The following is a 17,795-nucleotide window of genomic DNA, read 5'->3' on the forward strand; positions in this document are numbered from 1 at the left end:
GGCGAGTCAGCGGGTCTCGGCGCGCAGCCGCCGGGCGAGCATCCGGCGGGCGATGAGCGCGGCCGTGTCCAGCCGGGTGCTCACCTCGGGCATCGGGCCCTCCTCCTCGGCCAGGCGCTGCAGGACCGCCACCGCGTACGCGTCCTCGTCGATCAGGCAGAGCTGGCCCTCGTGCACGGCCGCGTCCATCTGGGGGTCGTCCTGGGCGTAGTCCCGGCCGATGGCGAAGAAGTAGTGCGTGCGCTTTTCCGACAGCGGCGTGAGGCCGTAGACGACCTTGCCCAGGTACGGCCGCCGGGGCCCGGTCGCGGGGTCGTGCTTCGACTCGGCGGCCACGACCATGACGTCCAGCACGTACAGCGACGGGACGAAGAAGCTGATGTGCTGCTCGCGGTCGATGGGGGAGCCGAGGCCGGTCCGCTCGCGGTAGGTGGGCGGGCACTCCACGTCACGCATGACGCGCGAGGCCCGGACCAGCCACCGCTTCTCGTCGGACTCGCTGGTGATGCCGGTCTCCGCGACCTCCCGCGAGCCGATCTTGGTGGCGTGGATGAACGACTCGTGGGACAGGTCGAGCACGTTGTCCGCGATCAGCGTGTGGCCGGCGTCGATGACCACGTGCCCGGAGACGAACCGGAAGCTCGGATCGCCGAAGCCGGTCTCCGCCGGGATCTCGGCGGGGTCGGCGAGCGCGGGGTCGCCCATCCAGATCCACACGAACGGACCGTTCTCCGCGGCCGGGAAGGATCGCAGGTCGGAACCGCCGGGGATGCCGCTCTGCCCGGGCACGCTCAGGCAGGTGCCCGCGGCGTCGAAGCGGAAGCCGTGGTAGCCGCAGGTGATGACGTCGTCGGGGCCGAGCGAGCCCTCGGACAGGGGGTAGCCGCGGTGCGAGCAGCGGTTGCGCAGGGCGACCGTACGCCCGCTCCTGGTGCGGAACAGCGTCACCGAGACGCCGAGGACGCTGCGGGCGAGCATGCGCTCGCCGCATTCCGAGCGCAGCGCGGCGATGTACCAGGCGTTGCGGACAAACGGGGACTGGACCATGGTGCACTCCTCCGTTCCGGGTCAGCACGGCAGGCGGCTGAACACCTTCCGGGCGTTGCCCTCGAACACGAGTTGCTTGTCGCCTTCGCTGAGTCCCGGCATCGCGTCGATGACGGGCTTGATGTCGTCCAGGTGCCGCCCGGTGCCGGGAGCGGCGACCGAGCCGCTGCCGGGCCGCTCGGTGCCGAACAGGCAGCGGTCCGGGCCGACGGTCTCCAGCAGCAGGCGCAGCGACGCCGGGTTGTGCAGGACCGTGTCGAACCACAGCCGGCGCAGCGACACCTCGAAGCGCTCGGAGTCGGGCGAGCCGCCGAGGCTCGGCATCAGCCGCTCGGCCTGCCAGCGCCCGATCTGGTACGGCACCGAGCCGCCGCCATGCGCGATGATCAGCTTCAGCTCCGGGAAGTCGGCCAGCGTGCTGGACCGCAGCACGGTGAGGATCGCGATCGACTCCTCGGTGATGAAGTGCTCGCTGTAGGTCTCCCGCTCGTTGAAGCAGCCGGCGGAGTGCACCAGCGCGGGCAGGTCGTGCGCGACCAGCCGCTCGAACAGCGGATACCAGTACGCGCTGCCCAGCGGCGGCGTGGTGCCCGCGCCCTCGCTGGGGTCGGGGTTGAGGCACACGCCCACGAACTGCGGCAGCGCGGCCACGCGGTCCAGCTCGGCCAGCGCCTCCTCGACCGGGCGGCCCGCGCAGACCGGCAGCGCGGCGACACCGGCGAGCCGGTCCGGGTGCAGGTCCACCGACCGCCGGATCAGATCGTTGTTGGCCTCGACCCACCAGTGCACGATGCGCTCCGGCCGGGCCGAGCTCATCAGCTGGAAGGGGCGCGGGGAGATGAGCTGCATCGTCGTGCCGACCTCGTCGAGCGCGGCCACGTTGCGGGCCGCGGCCGCCGCGAGGGCCTCGTCGCTGATCTTCGGGTCGCCACGGTGGCGGCCGCCGGAGGACTGCAGGCGCGCCTTGTAGGCGTAGAAGACCTCGGGGGCGTTCAGGTGGGCGTGCGCGTCGATGACCATGAGTCCTCCGCGATGGGGGCGTTAGAGATGCGGCGGCCTGACGAGGCCCGCGGCGGGGATGGGGGAGGTGCCGTGCCCGAGTCCGGGCATGACGATCGAGCGACGGGTCACGCTGATCCTCTCGACGGGGGTTTCAGCCGAGCCAGTCGGGCGCCGAGCCGCCGAGCCGGGCGGTCAGGTCCTGCGCGGCCTCCTGCAGGTGCCCCAGGCGGTGGGAGAAGGCGGAGTTGGTGGCGGAGCCGATGGTGTCGACGATGGCCAGGGCGGCGCAGACGCCGGTGCTGTCGAAGATCGGGGCGGCGAGGCCGCAGGTGCCGTTGACCTCGCTGACCGCGGTGGCCAGCCCCGTCCGCCGGACCTCCCCGACCTTGGCCCTGGTGACGCTCTGGGCCGGCTCGGGCAGGGAGCGGAGCGACTCCTCCACGTCCTCGGCGTCCCGCCGGAAGGCGAGGAACACCACGGCCTGGGCGGTGTCGAGGGGCATGACGGTGCCGACCCGGTAGGTCAGCACGATGCCGCGGCCCTGCGGCTCCTGCACGCGGGCGACGACCGGTCCCGCGGGGGTCCACAGGCTCAGGGAGATCGTGGTGCCGACCTTGTCGGCGAGGCGGGCCATGCGCTCGGCCGAGATCGCCACCACGCGGCGCTTGCCGATGGCCTGCCCGCCGAGGCGCAGGATCAGGCTGCCCAGACGGTATCCGGGCGGGTCCGTCGAGACCCGCAGCAGGTCTTCCGCGGCCATGGAGGTCAGGTAGCGGTGCGCGGTCGTGCGGTTGAGGCCGAGCGCCAGCGCGACACCGTTGGTGGTGAGATGGGTGGTGCCGTCGGCGAACAGGCCGAGGATCTGGCCGACCCTGTCGACGGCCTGGATGTCGGCGCGCCCAGGAGCGCTCGCCGTCGTCTCCGGCATGGTCACCGCGTCCACCTCTTCTGTGCGTAATGTGAACATGACGTTCACTCGTGACTGTATCTACCTCCGTGGCGCGAGGCAACCCAACAGTTTAGGTCCTTCCTGGTGCGCCCTTGACACCTCTCGTCGAGAAGTGAACATAATGTTCGTACTATGAACGCAAGGTCAATCGGCTTCGTGGTTCCGCCGACGGACGCCGCGGCTGAGGGCTGATCGCGTGCCCCTCGCGATCGGAGGCGGGAAATGATCGACAAGTTGCGCGCGTCGGTGGCCGACGCCCTCGCGGACGTGCCACGGCGGGGCGCGGTGATCGCGGTCGGCGGCTTCGGCGACTGTGGCGCGCCGCTCGGGCTCGTGGAGGCGCTGTGCGATCTCGACGCGCGCGACGTGCACGTGATCTCCAACAACTGCGGCATCGGCGAGCGCGGGCTCGCCCGGCTGCTGATCGAGGAACGCATCGCCAGGTTCACCGGATCGTTCCCCGCCCACCCGCGCTTCGGCGAGCAGTACCGCTCCGGGCGCATCCACCTCGAACTGGTGCCGCAGGGCACGCTCGCCGAACGGCTGCGCGCGGCGGGCGCCGGCCTGCCCGCCTTCTACACCCCGGCCGGTGTCGGCACCGACCTCGGCGAGGGCTCCTTCCCCGCCGCGTACGGACCCGACGGCGAGGTCGCCGAATACTGCGCGCGCAAGGAGACCCGCGAGTTCGACGGCCGGACCTACGTGCTGGAGCACGCCCTGCGCCCCGACGTCGCCCTGGTCCGCGCCCACCGGGCGGACCGGATGGGCAACCTCGTCTTCCGGCTGACCGCGCGCAACTTCAACCCGCTGTGCGCCATGGCGGCGCGGATCACCATCGCGGAGGTCGAGAACGTGGTGCCCATCGGAGCGCTGCCCCCGGACCAGGTCCACCTGCCGGGCATCTTCGTCGACCACATGGTCGAGGCCCTGTCGGAGATCGGGCTGCCGGAGGCGGCCAAATGAGCACAGCGCCCGAGGTGGCCAGATGAGCGGGCGGAGCCGGTTGGAGATCGCGGCGCGGGTCGCGGCGGATTTGGCCGACGGCGACTACGTGAACGTCGGCCTCGGCATCCCGCTGCTGGTGCCCGAGCACGTGGAGGCCGGCAAGCAGGTGGTGTTCCACTCCGAGAACGGGCTGCTCGGCATGGGCGCGGCCCCGGCCCCGGCGGATCGCGACCCCGACCTGACCGAGGCGGGCAAGGGCTACACGACCCTGCGGCCGGGCGCGGCCATCTGCGACTCCGCGATGTCGTTCGCGCTCATCAGGAGCGGCCGGCTGAGCGTGACGATCCTGGGCGCGCTGCAGGTCTCGGCCGACGGCGACCTGGCCAACTGGCACGTGCCCGGCGGCCGTCCCGGAGTCGGCGGCGCGATGGACCTGGTGCACGGGGCGCGCCGGGTGTGGATCGCGATGGAGCACACCGACCGCAGGTCCGGCGCCCCGAAGATCGTCGAGAAGTGCGAGTACCCGCTGACCGGCCGCGGCGTCGTGCATCGCGTCTACACCGATCTGGCCGTCTTCGACATCGGACCCGGCGGGCTGGTGCTGAGCGAACTCGCGCCCGGCGTCGGCGCCGACTACGTCCGCGAGCGCACCGGCGCCTCGTTCCGTACCGCGCTCGCCCGAGGAGGAGCATGACCGGGATCAGAGGCGGCGCCTACATCGTCGGCGCCTACGAGCACCCCGAGCGCCGGATCACCGGATCGTCGGTGCCGCAGGTGCTCGCCGAGGTGACGCACGGCGCGCTCGCCGACGCCGGCCTCGGGCCTGCCGACGTCGACGGCTGGTTCGGCTCCTCCGAGCAGCCCGGCCTGGGCGGCCTGTCCATGCTGGAATATCTCGGGCTGCGCGGGGTGCGTCACGTCGAGGACACCGAGAGCGGCGGCGCGTCGTACCCGACCCATGTCGGGCACGCCACCGCCGCGATCATGACGGGCCGCTGCGAGGTCGCGGTCATCGCGATGGGCGGCCTGCCGCGCTCGCTGCCTCCGCACCGCGCGGTGAGCGGCCCGGAGGACCCGTTCGAGGCCCCGTACGGGATCCCGCCGGTTGCCCTGTACGCCCTGGCGGCCGCCCGCCACATGCACGAGTACGGAACGACCCCGGAGCAGCTCGCCGAGGTGAAGGTGGCCGCGTCCGAGCACGCCAAGCACAACCCGAACGCGCTGCTGCGCGACCCGGTGACCGTCGCGGAGGTCCTGGACTCCCCGCTCATCGCGGACCCGCTGCACCGGCTGGACTGCTGCGTCACCACCGACGGGGGCGGTGCGGTGGTCGTGGTCAGCCCCGAGGTGGCGGCCCGCCTGGACCGGCACCGGGTGAAGGTGCTCGGCCAGGCGGAGGCGTTCAAGCACGCCGGCCCGGCCGTGGACGTCACCTGCACCGGCGCGGTCTGGTCCGGCCCGCGGGCCTTCGCCGAGGCGGGCCTGACGCCGGCCGACGTCGACTACGCCTCCATCTACGACTCCTTCACGATCACCGTCCTGATGCTGCTGGAGGATCTCGGCTTCTGCGCGAAGGGGGAGGGCGGCCGGTTCGTGGCCGACGGCGGCTTGCGGGCGCATGCCGGGAAGCTGGCGGTGAACACCGACGGCGGCGGCCTGTGCAACAACCACCCCGGCTCGCGCGGCGGCATGGTGAAGATCATCGAAGCCGTCCGCCAGCTGCGCGGGGAGGCCAACGCCCCGGTGCAGCTCCCCGACGTCCAGGTGGCGCTCGTGCAGGGGATCGGCAAGGCGCTCGGGAGCCGCCATTTCAGCAGCACGTTGCTACTCGGTCAGGAGGACACGTGAGCGAAGCCGCGCTGCCGGTGCCGGCGGCGACGATCACGCCGGGGCTCGAGCCGTACTGGCGGGCGCTGGCCGAGGGCGAGCTGCGGCTGCCGTACAGCCGCGTGACCGGGGAGGTGCTGTGGTACCCGCGCGTCGCCGACGCCGGGGGAAACCTCGAGGTCGAATGGCGGGCCGCCGGCGGCCGCGGCGTGGTCTACAGCGCCACCGTCGTGCGGCGGCCCGCAGGACCGTACCGCGACAGCGGGTCCTACGCGCTCGCCTACGTGACGCTGGCGGAGGGGCCGCGGCTGCTGACGCACATCGTCGGCGTCCCGCCCGAGGAGGTCCGCATCGGCATGCGGGTCCGCGCGGCGATCCAGACCGGCGCGGACGGCGCCGTCATCCTGCGCTTCCGCCCCGACTGCGACGACGGGAGCGGGTCGTGACGGCCGGCGACGCCGTGCGCGCGGCGGCCGGGCTCGGCACCTGCGCGCTGTCGGACGCGCTGGACGCCATGGGCCTGCCCGGCGTCCTGCCCGGCGTGCGCGCGCTGAGCGGCGTACCGGCCGTGGCGGGGCGCGCGGTCACGGTCCGGCTCGGCCCCGCCGGCGACGGCGTCCCCGCCCGGCACCTGTGCACCTCGGCGGTCGACTCCGCCGGTCCCGGCCAGGTCGTCGTGGTGGCCCACCCGGGACCGTACGAGGGCGCGGCCCCGGCCGGGTGGGGCGGCATCCTGTCCCTCGCCGCCCACCGCCGCGGCATCGAGGGCGTCGTCGTCGGCGGGCCGGTACGCGACGTCGACGAGGCCCGCCAACTCGGCTTCGGCGTTTTCGGGCGCGCCCCGACGCCGGTCACCGCCCGCGGCCGCGTCGTCGAGACCGGCTGGGACGAGCCGATCGTCATCGGCGAGGTGACCGTCCGCCCCGGCGACCTGGTGGTGGCCGACGAGAACGGCGTCGTCGTGGCGCCCGCCGACCGGCTGCCCGAGCTGCTGGCCCGCGCCCGCGCCATCGTCTCGCGGGAGGCCGCGATAGCGGCCGCCGTGCGCGCGGGCGTGCCCGTGGCCGAGGCGATGGGCCGCGACTACGAGGAGATGCTGTCATGACGCTCGCCACGGCGCTTCTCGCGCTCGGCACCGGCACGGTGAGCGACGCCCTCGACCGGCTCGGCATCCCCGGGCAGTGCGCCGGCCTCGCCGGTCTGGTCCCGGGCGCCACCATCGCCGGTCCCGCCTTCACCGTCCGGTACGGCCCCAACGGCCGGTCCGGCGGCACCGTCGGCGACTACATCGACGACGTCCCGCCCGGCCACGTCGTCGTGCTCGACAACCGCGGCAGGACCGACGCCACCGTCTGGGGGGACATCCTCACCACGGTGGCGTCGAGCCGCGGCGTCGGCGGCACCGTCATCGACGGCGTCTGCCGCGACCTGGACCGCAGCCTCGAAACCGGCTATCCGATCTTCGCCAGGGGCAATTGGATGCGTACGGGCAAGGACAGGGTCAGGGCCGAGGAGATCGGCGGTCCGGTGGGCGTCGGCGGCATCCGCGTGCAACCCGGCGACATCCTGATCGGCGACCGGGACGGCGTGCTCGCTCTCCCGGCCGGCCGGCTCGACCAGATCCACGACGTCGCGGCCGCCATCGCCGCCGCGGAGGACCAGATCAGGGCGCACGTCGCCACGGGCCTGACCCTGCGGGTGGCCAGGGCCCGCACGGGCTACCACCACCTTCAGGCACAAGAGAGGGAGCCTTGAGGACACATACGCTGTTCGACCCGACGCACGCCCCCGCGAACGTGGCCGAGCCGATGGGGCCGGGGCCGCTGCCCGACCTGGCGGGCAAGCGCGTCGCGCTGGTCAAGAACGCCTGGCCGAGCTGGCACGCGATGGTGGATCATCTCGCCACCCTGCTCGCCGACCGGCACGAGGGCATCACGTTCGAGCAGTACATCGTCCCGAACGGCTCGGCCGCCGACCCGGAGCTGCTGCGCCGGATCGCCGCCGAGACCGACGCCGCCGTGGTCGGCCTGGCCAACTGCGGATCCTGTACGGCGTGGAGCTTCCACGACGCCCTGGAGCTCACCCGTCTGTCCCTGCCGGCGGTGCTGGTCGTGACGAGCGAGTTCGCCGAGCTCGCCGCCGCCGTGGCCCGGGCGAAGCGGTCGGCCATCCCGCAGGTGCTGCTGCCCCTCAACCCGGAGACCGTGGACCTGCGGGTGGCGCTCGACCTGGTCGACGACGCGGTGGACGAGATCGTCGAGCGGCTGACCGTCCCGGTGGCGGCCGACGGGCCGGCCCCGGCGACCGCCACGCGGTTCGCGGCGGTGGAGGCGGCCGGCGATGCCGACGACGACACCGCGCACGAGTTCTTCTACCGGCGCGGCTGGACCGACGGCCTGCCCGTCCGGCTGCCCACCGTGCCCAGGGTGGAGCGGCTGCTCGCCGCGCTCGGCGATGTGGACCCGGGCGAGGTCATCGCCATGATGCCGCCCACCGGCTTCGGCGTCACCTACGAGTCGCTGGCCGTCAACGCCGTCATGGCGGGCGCCGTGCCGGAGGTGATGCCGATCCTGGTGGCGATGGTGCGCGCCGCCTGCGAACCGGAGTTCAACCTCAACGGCATCGCCACGACCACCGGCCCGTCCACCCCGCTGGTGATCGTCAACGGGCCGGTCGGCGGCGCGGCCGGGGTGAACGCGGGCCGCGGCGCCCTGGGCCACGGGTGGCGGGCCAACGTCGCGATCGGCCGTACGCTGCGGCTGCTGATCAACAACATCGGCGGCGCCACGCCCGGGAGCATCTCCAAGTCCATCATGGGCCAGCCCGGCCGGTTCTCCTTCTGCTTCGCCGAGAACGAGCAAAGCTCGCCGTGGGCGCCGCTGCACGCCGACCGCGGCGTGGACCCGGCTAAGAGCGCCGTCACCCTGCTCGGCGCGACCGGCAGCATGAACCTGCTCACGCCGCGCCAGGACGCCGACGCCATGCTCAGCCTGTTCGCCGACGGGCTCGCCTTCATGGGCAATCCCAACGTCGTGATGGGCCGGGGCACCGTCGCGGTCCTGATCACCCCGGGGCACGCGCGGGTGCTGGCCGCCGCGGGCCTGTCCAAGGCCGGCGTCGCGACCGAGATCTGGAAGCGGTCGACGCTGCCGATCGAGCGTTTCCCGCGCTCGGCCCACCCGGACCCGCCGTACGAGTTCGTGCAGCACGACGGCCTGGTCTACACGGTCAAGGATCCCTCGCACCTGTTCGTGGTCGTCGTCGGCGGGCCGGAGCCCACCCACGCCACCCTCATCCCCAGCCATCCCAGCAGCGTCCCCGTCACCCGCGCGATCACACCGACTCCGGAGAAGTGACCATGAAGGCGAACTCCCTGTCCGAGGCGATGGGCCGGTTGCAGCGCATGATCGGCCAGGACTACCTGATGCGGGCCACGATCGTCGACGCCGCGTCCGTGGACGTCGAGGTGGTCCCGCGCGAGGAGGCGTGCGAGGAGTGCATCGTGCCCAAGGAGTTCATGCGCGACGTCGCCGACGACTGCCTGTCCGGCACCGGCTACCGCGTGCGCGACCTGGTCTATCCGGGTGAGCGCGGGCGAGCCGTGCCGTCAGGCCTGAACTGAGATGCGGTTGCGCGTACGCTCCATGGCTTACGAGGCAGAGGGCGTGCTCTCGCTGGAGCTGCGCGACCCCGATGGCGGGGAGCTGCCGCCGTGGTCGCCGGGCGCCCACGTCGACCTGACGGTGCCGGGGTCGCCGCCGCGGCAGTTCTCGCTGTGCGGCGATCCCGGCGATCCCGGGGTGTACCGGCTGGGTGTGCTCCTGGCGGACCCGAGCCGGGGCTGCACCCGCTACATCCACCACAGCCTGCGGCCCGGCGAACCGGTCGAGGTGTCGCGGCCGCGCAACAACTTCCCGCTCGTGCCTTCGCCGCGCTACCTGTTCGTCGCGGGCGGCATCGGCATCACGCCCGTGCTGCCGATGCTGGCCGCGGCCACCGCCGCCGGCGCGGAATGGGAGCTGCTGTACGGCGGCCGCCGCCGCCCGTCCATGGCCTTCCTCGACCGGCTCCGCCCGTACGGCGCGCGGGTGCGGGTCCACCCGCAGGACGAGGCCGGCCTGCTCGACCTCGACGAGGCGCTGGACCGCCACGACCCGGAACGGACCGTCGTGTACTGCTGCGGTCCCGAGCCGCTGCTGGCGGCGATCGGGGAGCGTGCCCGCGCGCGCGGGTTCGGCCCCCCGCACATCGAGCGGTTCCGCCCGGTCCAGGCCGCGGTGCCCGAGGGCGGCGAGCGGGCCATCGAGGTGGTGTGCGGGCGGTCAGGCGTGACGGTCCGGGTAGGCAGGGACAGCACGATCCTGGCGGCGCTGGAGGCGGCGGGCGTTCCCGTGCCCAGCTCGTGCCGGGAGGGCATCTGCGGCACCTGCGAGACGGCCGTGCTTGACGGGATACCGGACCACCGGGACTCGCTGCTCACCGAGGGCGAGCGGGAGGCGGGAGAGACGATGATGATCTGCTGTTCCCGGGCGCTGAGCGAGAAGCTGGTGCTCGATGTCTGATTCCTTAACGTCTGAGTGGCGGTATGTGCCGACGGCGACCGCGCACGAGGCGGGCGGCAGGATCGGCGCGCTGCCTGCGGCCATCCGGCCGGTGGGGGCGGCGGGGGCCACCCTGTGCGGCCCGGCGCACACCGTGCTGTGCGGGCAGCGGGACAACCTCGCGCTGCACCACGCCTTCGCCCTGGCCCCGCCCGGCGCCGTCGTGGTCTGCCAGACCGGCGGCTGTTTCGAGGCCGGCTACGTCGGCGAGGTCATGGTGCGGGCCGCGCTGGCCCGCGGCCTCGCCGGGCTGGTCATCGACGGCTGCGTGCGCGACGCCGAGGCGATCGCCGCGTCCGGGTGGCCGGTGTTCGCGCGCGGCCTGAGCGTGCGCGGCACGACCAAGGATCCGTCGCTGGCGCAGGCGCAGGGGTGCCGGCTGCGGTTCTGCGGCGACGGCGGGTCCGTGGACGTCGACCCGGGCGACCTCGTACTCGGCGACGCGGACGGGGTCGTGGTGGTGCCGCGGCCCCGGGCCGCCGAGGTGCTGGCCGCGTCCCACGCCAGGGAGGCGGCGGAGCGGGAGATCTTCACCCGGCTGGGCGAGGGCGAGACCACGCCGGACATCTACGGCCTGCCGCCCCTGGGCGGATGAACATGATGTTCACTTGGCGCACACCCGGCGACCGGTAGGCTGTCCGTCGTCCGTAGCAGGCTGGTATCGAGAGCGGCGGTTTCGATGCAGGACTTTGACGAGCCGGGCCAGGCCGACATCCAGGCGGTCACCAGGACCAGCCGGATTCTCGGGCTGTTCAACGTCGACCGGACCGAGCTGGTCACGGTCGACGTCGCCGCCGTGCTCGGCCTGAACCGCACCACGACCCACCGGTACCTGACCTCGATGGCCGCCGTCGGGCTGCTGGAACCCGGCAGCAGGCACTCCAGCTACGTGGTCGGCCCGCTGGCGATGAAGCTGGGCGCGATGGCCACGGGGTCGGCGGGCGTGCTCGCGATCGCGCCGCGGTTCATGGCCGCGCTCAGCGACGACCTGGGCGCCACGGTGGCGCTCAGCCTGTGGGCCTCGACCGGCCCGATGGTGGTGCACGTGGCGGAGCCGCAGATCGCCGAGGCGGTCCTGACGGTGCGGGTCGGCACGGTGCTGCCCGTCGACACCGCACAGGGTGTGCTCTTCGCCGCCTTCCTCCCGCCGGAGGCCACGCACGTCGACGCCAAGCGCGAACGGCTCAAGCCGGCCGCGCGGGCGGCGTTCGACGCGCACGTGGCGGAGGCGAGGGAGACGGGGCTGGCGGTGATGCGCCACCGCGACGTCGGCATCGTCGCCGTCGCGGCGCCCGTTTTCGACGCCACCGGCCTGTGTAGCTCGCTGGCGGTCGTCGGGCTGGCCGGCACCACCACCGACGCCGCGGTGCCCGAGCGCGCTCGCCGCGTACGCGAGACGGCCGATCGGCTCACCGCCTGCCTCGGCGGCCAGATCCCCGAATTCCTCCTCGGCATCTCCTGACCCACCTTCCTGCCCGGCGGTTCACCACGTGAACCGCCGGCCCGGCGTACGTTCACGGCGGTGCGGGCTCCGCTGTGATGCGCGGCCGGGCCGGTGAAGTGGATCCCCGCGAGGAAGACCTTGTGTCGTGCACATTGCCGACATAGGCTTCGTGCAATCAAGTTTGAACATGGTGTTCACAATCTGGACGATATTGGAGGGAACGCCATGGTTCGTCGTCCGTCCGGCGTCGCCGGATTACCACCGCGGCACGCCGATCCGGTGTGCCCATGAGTCTCACCGCCGTCGCCCGCCGGATCGCCGCCGGGGCGCTCGTGCTCTGGCTCGTCTCGGTGCTGGCATTCCTGATGGTGCGCCTGATACCCGGCGACCCCGCCAGGACCGCGGCGGGGGAGAACGCCACCGCCGAGCAGGTCGAGGTCATCCGTCGGCAACTCGGGCTCGACCAGCCCCTGTTCACCCAGTACGGACGCTGGCTCTCCCAGGTGGTGCGGGGAGACCTCGGCACCTCCCTGACCTCGACGCGCCCCGTGGCGGAGTCGATCGCCAACGCCATACCCCCGACGCTGTCCATCGCGCTCACCGCCCTGCTGCTGGCGATTGTGATCGGCGTCGGCGCGGGCGTGGTCGCGGGCCTGAACCGGGGGAGCTGGCTGGACCGCGCGGTGACCGCCATGACGACCATCGGGATCGCCGTCCCCGGCTTCTGGGTGGCCATGCTGCTCATCTCGATCTTCGCGATGAAGCTCCGCCTGCTCCCCGCGACCGGCTACACCGCGCTCAGCGAGGGCTTCGGCCCGTGGCTCCAGCACATCCTGCTACCCGGCTCCGCCCTGGCGCTGGCCACCGCGGCGCAGATCGCCAGGCAGGCGCGCGGCTCCATCGCCGACGTCATGGCCGAGCCGTACGTGCGGACCGCGCGCGCCCGCGGCGCCTGGGGAACGCTCCTGGTGCGCCGGCACGTGCTGCGCAACGCCTCGATCCCCGTCATCACCGTGATCGGCCTGCAGGCCGGCCACCTGCTGGGCGGCGTGATCATCGTCGAGGCCGTCGCCGGCGTCAGCGGGATCGGCACCCTGGCGCTGCGCGCCGTACAGGACCGCGACTACACCATGATCCAGGGGTACGTCCTGCTGGCCGCGGTCGTGATGGTCACCGTCAACCTGATCGTCGACCTGGCCTACCAGTGGGTCAACCCGAAGGTGCGTGCCTCGTGACGGACACCGCGGTCCGGCCGGACCCGATCGCCGCCGCGCAGGCGCCCGCCCGTTCCCCGCTGCGGGAGATCGCGCACGCGTTCCTGAGCAGCCCCGCCAGCGTGGCCGCCGGGCTGTTCCTGCTCCTCATGCTGTTCGTCGCGGTGGGGGCGGAGTTCATCGTTCCGTACGACCCCGTCGTGCAGAACCTGGGCAACCGGTTCGCCGGGCCGAGCCTGGCCCACCTGCTCGGCACCGACGAGTTCGGCCGCGACGTGCTCAGCCGCATGATGACCGCCTCGCGGATCGCCCTGCTCGCCCCGCTCATCGCGATCACGACCGCCGCCGTCCTGAGCGTGCCGATCGCGCTGCTGGCCGGCCTGCGCCGCGGCCTGGTCGACGCGGCGGCGGGCCGCCTCGCCGACGCGCTGATGAGCCTGCCCGCGCTGGCGCTGTCCATGGCCATCATCGCCATGCTCGGCCCCGGACTGGTCAACTCGATGATCGCGGTCGGCATCGCCTTCGCGCCGAGCCTGTTCCGCGTCGTGCGCGGCGCCGCGCTCGCCGTCTCCCGCGAGACCTTCATGGAGTCGGCGGAGTCGATCGGCTGCTCCACCAGCCGCATGCTGTGGGTGCACCTGCTGCCCAACGTCGCGGCGCCGCTGCTGGTCCAGGCCACGATCCTGATGGGGGTCGCCCTGCTCGCCGAGGCGAGCCTGAGCTTCATCGGCCTGGGCGTCCAGCCTCCCGACACGAGCTGGGGATCGATGCTCTCCGCCGCCTACCAGAACCAGTTCAGGGACCCCTTCGGCGGGGTCGCCCCCGGCGTGGCGCTGGCCCTGACCGTGCTCGCCTTCAACGTGCTGGGCGACACCCTGCGCGATGTGATCACCACCGGGAGGCACTCGTGACGAACGGGAGCGGCGCGGGCCCGGTCCTGTCGGTGCGCGGGCTCGTCATCGACTTCACCGGCCGCCCCGGCCAGCGGGCCCTCGTGCAGGATGTGGGCTTCGACGTCAGCCGCGGCCAGTCGGTCGCGCTGATCGGGGAGTCCGGCTGCGGCAAGACGCTCACCTCGCTGGCCGTCCTCGGCCTGCTGCCCCCGCGCATGCGGGTCTCCGCCGGGTCGATCATGCTCGGCGGGGTGGACGTGCTGAGCGCCGGCGAGCGCACGCTGCGCGACCTCAGGGGCCGAACCATCGGCGCCATCTTCCAGGAGCCGATGAGCAGCCTGAACCCGACGATGACGGTGGGCGACCAGATCGGCGAGTCGCGCAGGATGCACCTCGGCGAGTCGCGTCGTACGGCGCGGGCCAGGGCGGTGGAACTGCTGGACCGGGTGGGCATCCCGAACGCCGCGACGCGCGCCCGGGCATACCCGCACGAGATGAGCGGCGGCATGCAGCAGCGCGTGATGATCGCCGCCGCGATCGCGTGCGAACCGGCCATCGTGCTGGCCGACGAGCCGACCACCGCGCTCGACGCCACCGTGCAGGCCAACATCCTCAAGCTGCTTGAGGACCTGCGGCGCGACCTCGGCCTGGGCGTCCTGCTGGTCACCCACGACCTCGGCGTCGTCGCCGACTTCTGCGCGGACGTCGTGGTGATGTACGCCGGGCACGTCGTCGAACGCGCCTCGGCCAAGAAGCTGTTCCACGCCCCCCGGCACCCGTACACCGAGGCCCTCCTCAGGGCGGTGCCGCAGGCCGGCCACGCGCGGACGACGCTGAACGTCATCCCCGGCCGCGTCCCGGCCGGCGGCGCGCTGCCGACCGGCTGCCGGTTCCGGCCGCGATGCTCCTACGCCGAGCCGTGCTGCGCCGAACCGCAGCTCGGCGCCGTCAGCGATGACGCCCATTTCACGTTCTGCGACCGGGTCGCGGCCGGCGAGCTGGTGTTGGGGAGCCGCTCATGAGCGTGCCGAAGGCCGATGCGACGCCCGCGCCGGTCGTCCGGGCCAGCGCCCTGGTCAAGACGTTCCCGGTCCGGCGGAACCTGGTGGGGCGCACGGTCGAGCGGCTGCACGCCGTCGACGGCGTGGACCTCACCGCCTACCCCGGCCAGACGCTGGGCATCGTCGGCGAGTCCGGTTCGGGCAAGAGCACGGTCGGCAGGCTCGTCGCCCGGCTGCTCACCCCCGACTCCGGCACGGTCGAGATCGGCGGGCGCGAGCTGACCGATATCCGCGGCAGGCGGCTGCGGCAGGCCCGCGCAGACATGCAGATGATCTTCCAGAACCCGTACTCGGCGCTCGACCCCACCAAGACGATCGGGCACGCGGTCGCCGAGCCGCTCCTGGCGCACGGGCGGTGCCTGCGCCGCGAGATGTACGGCAGGGCGGCGGACCTGCTCGAACGGGTGGCCCTGGACCCCGCCCTCGGCACCCGCTACCCGAGCCAGCTCTCCGGCGGCCAGCGGCAGCGGGTCTGCATCGCCAGGGCGCTGGCGCTGGAGCCCAAGCTCCTGATCGCGGACGAGCCGACCTCGGCGCTCGACCTGTCGACCCGCTCGGAGATCCTCAACCTGCTGCTGCGGCTCCAGGAAGACGCCGGCCAGGCGATGATCCTCATCTCGCACGACGTCACGACGATCAAGCACCTGTCGCACCGCGTGGCCGTGATGTATCTCGGCCGCGTGGTCGAAGAGGGAACGGTCGGCGACCTGATCAGCGAGCCACGGCACCCCTACACCCAGGCCCTGCTGTCCGCGGTGCCGGAGCCGGACCCGATGACCCCGCGCCGCGGCACCCGCATCGTGCTGACGGGTGATCCGCCGAGCCCGATCGACCTGCCATCCGGCTGCCGCTTCCGCACCCGCTGCCCGATCGCGACAGAGGAGTGCGCGATCACCGATCCGCCGCTGGTCCCGATCGGCGAGCAGCACGTCGTGGCCTGCATCCGCGCCTAATCCAGGACGCCATAGGCGGACGCCCGGAACAGGAAGGAGGCCCAGGACCGGTAGGGCCGCCACGCCTCGGCCAGCTTCCGGTACGCGGCCGGTGGCGCGTCCTCCGGCAGGCCGTACGCCTCGCGCAGGATCGCGAACAGGCGCGGCTCGTCGCCGGGGAACGCATCCGGCGCGCCCGCGCCGCGGATCAGGATCAGCCCCGCGGAGAATGGCCCCACGCCGGCCAGCGCCCGCAGTTCGGCCAGGGCCTCCTCCGGACCCACCGAGCGCAGGTGCTCGGCGGTGAGCACCCCGTCCAGCGCCGCCCGCGCCAGCCCGCGCAGCCACTCCTCCTTCTGCGCGGGCAGGCCGAGGCCACCGGCCTCCAGCAGCGTCACCGGCGGCGGGAAGGCCGCGCACTCCCGCCCGTCCACGGTGACCCTCGCGCCGTACCGCTCCGAATTCGAACGGACCCTTGGCGGTGATCGTAAATCCGTGCGTGGTCATGCGCGTATGGTAGGGGCCCGCACAGAGCGTCGATGACGTGCGATTGCTGGAGCTCTTCGTCGCCCTGGTCGACCTGGTGCTGACTGCCAGTCACCCTGCCGGTTCGCCTGGCCGTGGAGTGGCACCGCCCGAGATCTCAGGAAGAAGGGCTCGAATAGACACGCTGACACACTTTCCATCCATCTGGCACTGGGTTTCACGCTGACCGTGCAGGCCCCAGCGTGAACCGGAGCGCGCCGCCCGATCCCGTGCAGCTCGCGGGTGGGTCGCTCAGGGGGGAGACGCGGTGATCTGTACGCGTTGGCTGTCGTTGTCGGAGAGGAAGGACGCCAGTGCCTGGCCCTGCTCGGCTACGGTGGTGCGGTCGGTTTGAGAGAAGCGGCGCAGCGGGGTGACGATCACGGTGTCGGCGTTGACGGTCCAGGTCGCGGCGACCCGGCCGTCGACCAGGACGACGCGAGCGCCGGCGACCGAGAGGCCGCGGTGGGCGGTGTCGATGATGCGGCTGCGGTCGTGGTAGCCGAGGAGCGCGTTGTCGAACGCCGGTAGGAACCGTACCGGGGCGGGTGTGTCGGGGTCGGGGCGTGGCGCGTCGGGGAGGTCCAGCAGTTCCCGGCCTCGCTCGTCGCGGAAGGTGACCAGCTCCTCGCGTATCGCGGCCACCGCGGCCGGCAGTCCGGCGAGGCCGCACCAGGCGCGCAGGTCGGCCGTGGCGGCGGGGCCGTACGCGGCCAGATAGCGCCGGACCAGCGCTTCGCCGACCGGATCGGAGCCCTCCGGGGCCGGTGGGTCGATCTCGCGGCCCAGCCAGGAGGAGAGCGGGACGTTGCGCACTCCCGCCCTCGTACGCCACAGCCCGCGTGGCGGCAGCTGCACCATCGGGACGAGGGCGGCGATCAGCATTTCGCCCAGCGCCCGCGGTCCCGGCGCCGGCCAGCGTTCGGCCAGCGCCCGCGCGAGCTCGGTCATCGAGCGGGGCTCGGCGTCGGCCATCACCGCCCGGCCTGCCGTCGCGAGCGCGTCGAGGTCCACCCCCGCGCGCTCGCGACGCTAGGTCCCGAGCACCCGGTGGCGCAGCAAGAGGTCGTGGCGGGCCCGCCAGGCCAGGGCGTCCTCGGCGGTGAGCAGGTGGACGGTGCGGCGCATGAGGTGGGTCCGCACCACGCTCCGCCCGATCAGCAGGTCCGAGAGCACCGCCGGGTCGAACGCCCGCAGCCGCGACCAGAGCCCGACGAACGGTTCCTGCGGTTCCTGCGCTTGCAGGCCGCACAGGTGCGCGACGGCGTCGAGGACCGGCACGTCGGCGTGATCGAGCAGCAACTGCCGGGCGAGCGTCGCGCGGTTGAGCGCCCGGGTGTCGAGAACGGTCATCG

At 73.0% G+C, this 17,795-nt stretch carries 19 protein-coding genes and 1 pseudogene; 15 read left to right on the top strand and 5 right to left on the bottom strand.

The window, feature by feature from the left end; all coding sequences use genetic code 11:
• Positions 1-6: 6 nt before the first annotated feature.
• From ABGB08_RS25060 to ABGB08_RS25070, 3 genes are all read right to left on the bottom strand, one after another.
• Positions 7-1,047 carry an aromatic ring-hydroxylating dioxygenase subunit alpha gene (locus tag ABGB08_RS25060; RefSeq protein WP_347594273.1) on the bottom strand — a complete coding sequence of 347 codons (1,041 nt, stop codon included), beginning with the start codon at positions 1,045-1,047 and terminating at the stop codon, positions 7-9.
• Between the two features lie 21 nt (positions 1,048-1,068).
• Complete coding sequence (locus ABGB08_RS25065) at positions 1,069-2,067, bottom strand: amidohydrolase family protein (RefSeq protein WP_347594275.1); 999 nt, start codon at positions 2,065-2,067, stop codon at positions 1,069-1,071.
• 133 nt (positions 2,068-2,200) lie between these two features.
• Positions 2,201-3,016 carry a helix-turn-helix domain-containing protein gene (locus tag ABGB08_RS25070; protein ID WP_347594277.1) on the bottom strand — a complete coding sequence of 272 codons (816 nt, stop codon included), beginning with the start codon at positions 3,014-3,016 and terminating at the stop codon, positions 2,201-2,203.
• A gap of 204 nt (positions 3,017-3,220) precedes the next feature.
• Between ABGB08_RS25070 and ABGB08_RS25075 the strand changes: the two genes are divergently transcribed.
• The 15 genes from ABGB08_RS25075 to ABGB08_RS25145 all read left to right on the top strand — a co-directional run bounded on the left by ABGB08_RS25075 (position 3,221) and on the right by ABGB08_RS25145 (position 15,936).
• Complete coding sequence (locus tag ABGB08_RS25075; protein WP_347594279.1) at positions 3,221-3,961, top strand: 3-oxoacid CoA-transferase subunit A; 741 nt, start codon at positions 3,221-3,223, stop codon at positions 3,959-3,961.
• Positions 3,962-3,983: 22 nt separating this feature from the next.
• Positions 3,984-4,637 (top strand): 3-oxoacid CoA-transferase subunit B, encoded by a 654-nt coding sequence (locus ABGB08_RS25080; RefSeq protein WP_347594281.1) that lies wholly within the window; start codon positions 3,984-3,986, stop codon positions 4,635-4,637.
• Complete coding sequence (locus ABGB08_RS25085; RefSeq protein WP_347594283.1) at positions 4,634-5,791, top strand: thiolase domain-containing protein; 1,158 nt, start codon at positions 4,634-4,636, stop codon at positions 5,789-5,791. The genes ABGB08_RS25080 and ABGB08_RS25085 overlap by 4 nt, the downstream gene beginning before the upstream one ends.
• Positions 5,788-6,216 (top strand): OB-fold domain-containing protein, encoded by a 429-nt coding sequence (locus tag ABGB08_RS25090; RefSeq protein ID WP_347594285.1) that lies wholly within the window; start codon positions 5,788-5,790, stop codon positions 6,214-6,216. Before ABGB08_RS25085 ends, ABGB08_RS25090 begins: the two co-directional genes overlap by 4 nt.
• Positions 6,213-6,875 carry an RraA family protein gene (locus tag ABGB08_RS25095; RefSeq protein ID WP_347594287.1) on the top strand — a complete coding sequence of 221 codons (663 nt, stop codon included), beginning with the start codon at positions 6,213-6,215 and terminating at the stop codon, positions 6,873-6,875. Before ABGB08_RS25090 ends, ABGB08_RS25095 begins: the two co-directional genes overlap by 4 nt.
• Positions 6,872-7,525, top strand: coding sequence for an RraA family protein (locus ABGB08_RS25100; RefSeq protein ID WP_347594289.1), 654 nt, complete (start codon positions 6,872-6,874; stop codon positions 7,523-7,525). Before ABGB08_RS25095 ends, ABGB08_RS25100 begins: the two co-directional genes overlap by 4 nt.
• Positions 7,522-9,126 carry a hypothetical protein gene (locus tag ABGB08_RS25105; RefSeq protein ID WP_347594291.1) on the top strand — a complete coding sequence of 535 codons (1,605 nt, stop codon included), beginning with the start codon at positions 7,522-7,524 and terminating at the stop codon, positions 9,124-9,126. Before ABGB08_RS25100 ends, ABGB08_RS25105 begins: the two co-directional genes overlap by 4 nt.
• Before the next feature lie 2 nt (positions 9,127-9,128).
• Complete coding sequence (locus ABGB08_RS25110; protein ID WP_347594293.1) at positions 9,129-9,392, top strand: hypothetical protein; 264 nt, start codon at positions 9,129-9,131, stop codon at positions 9,390-9,392.
• Between the two features lie 22 nt (positions 9,393-9,414).
• Complete coding sequence (locus tag ABGB08_RS25115) at positions 9,415-10,332, top strand: PDR/VanB family oxidoreductase (RefSeq protein ID WP_347594295.1); 918 nt, start codon at positions 9,415-9,417, stop codon at positions 10,330-10,332.
• On the top strand, positions 10,325-10,966 hold the full coding sequence (locus ABGB08_RS25120; protein ID WP_347594297.1) for a dimethylmenaquinone methyltransferase: 642 nt from the start codon (positions 10,325-10,327) through the stop codon (positions 10,964-10,966). The genes ABGB08_RS25115 and ABGB08_RS25120 overlap by 8 nt, the downstream gene beginning before the upstream one ends.
• 84 nt (positions 10,967-11,050) lie before the next feature.
• Entirely contained in the window at positions 11,051-11,833 is a 783-nt protein-coding gene (locus ABGB08_RS25125) for a helix-turn-helix domain-containing protein (protein WP_347594299.1), read from the top strand.
• A gap of 269 nt (positions 11,834-12,102) precedes the next feature.
• The gene (locus ABGB08_RS25130; RefSeq protein WP_347594301.1) at positions 12,103-13,050 is read left to right on the top strand and encodes an ABC transporter permease; all 948 of its coding nucleotides are present in this window, start codon (positions 12,103-12,105) and stop codon (positions 13,048-13,050) included.
• Entirely contained in the window at positions 13,047-13,940 is an 894-nt protein-coding gene (locus tag ABGB08_RS25135) for an ABC transporter permease (protein ID WP_347594303.1), read from the top strand. Before ABGB08_RS25130 ends, ABGB08_RS25135 begins: the two co-directional genes overlap by 4 nt.
• A complete protein-coding gene (locus ABGB08_RS25140) occupies positions 13,937-14,944 on the top strand; it encodes an ABC transporter ATP-binding protein (protein ID WP_347594305.1) in 1,008 nt (335 codons plus the stop codon). Before ABGB08_RS25135 ends, ABGB08_RS25140 begins: the two co-directional genes overlap by 4 nt.
• A complete protein-coding gene (locus ABGB08_RS25145; RefSeq protein ID WP_347594307.1) occupies positions 14,941-15,936 on the top strand; it encodes an ABC transporter ATP-binding protein in 996 nt (331 codons plus the stop codon). The genes ABGB08_RS25140 and ABGB08_RS25145 overlap by 4 nt, the downstream gene beginning before the upstream one ends.
• Here the strand turns inward: ABGB08_RS25145 and ABGB08_RS25150 are convergent.
• Together ABGB08_RS25150 and ABGB08_RS25155 are read right to left on the bottom strand one after the other, a co-directional pair.
• Complete coding sequence (locus tag ABGB08_RS25150) at positions 15,933-16,349, bottom strand: hypothetical protein (RefSeq protein WP_347594309.1); 417 nt, start codon at positions 16,347-16,349, stop codon at positions 15,933-15,935. The genes ABGB08_RS25145 and ABGB08_RS25150 overlap by 4 nt on opposite strands.
• Positions 16,350-16,692: 343 nt before the next feature.
• Positions 16,693-17,793: pseudogene (locus ABGB08_RS25155) on the bottom strand (winged helix DNA-binding domain-containing protein).
• Between the last annotated feature and the right edge of the window lie 2 nt (positions 17,794-17,795).

The sequence above is a fragment of the Acrocarpospora sp. B8E8 genome, assembly GCF_039871605.1.
Taxonomy (GTDB): Bacteria; Actinomycetota; Actinomycetes; order Streptosporangiales; family Streptosporangiaceae; genus Acrocarpospora; species Acrocarpospora macrocephala.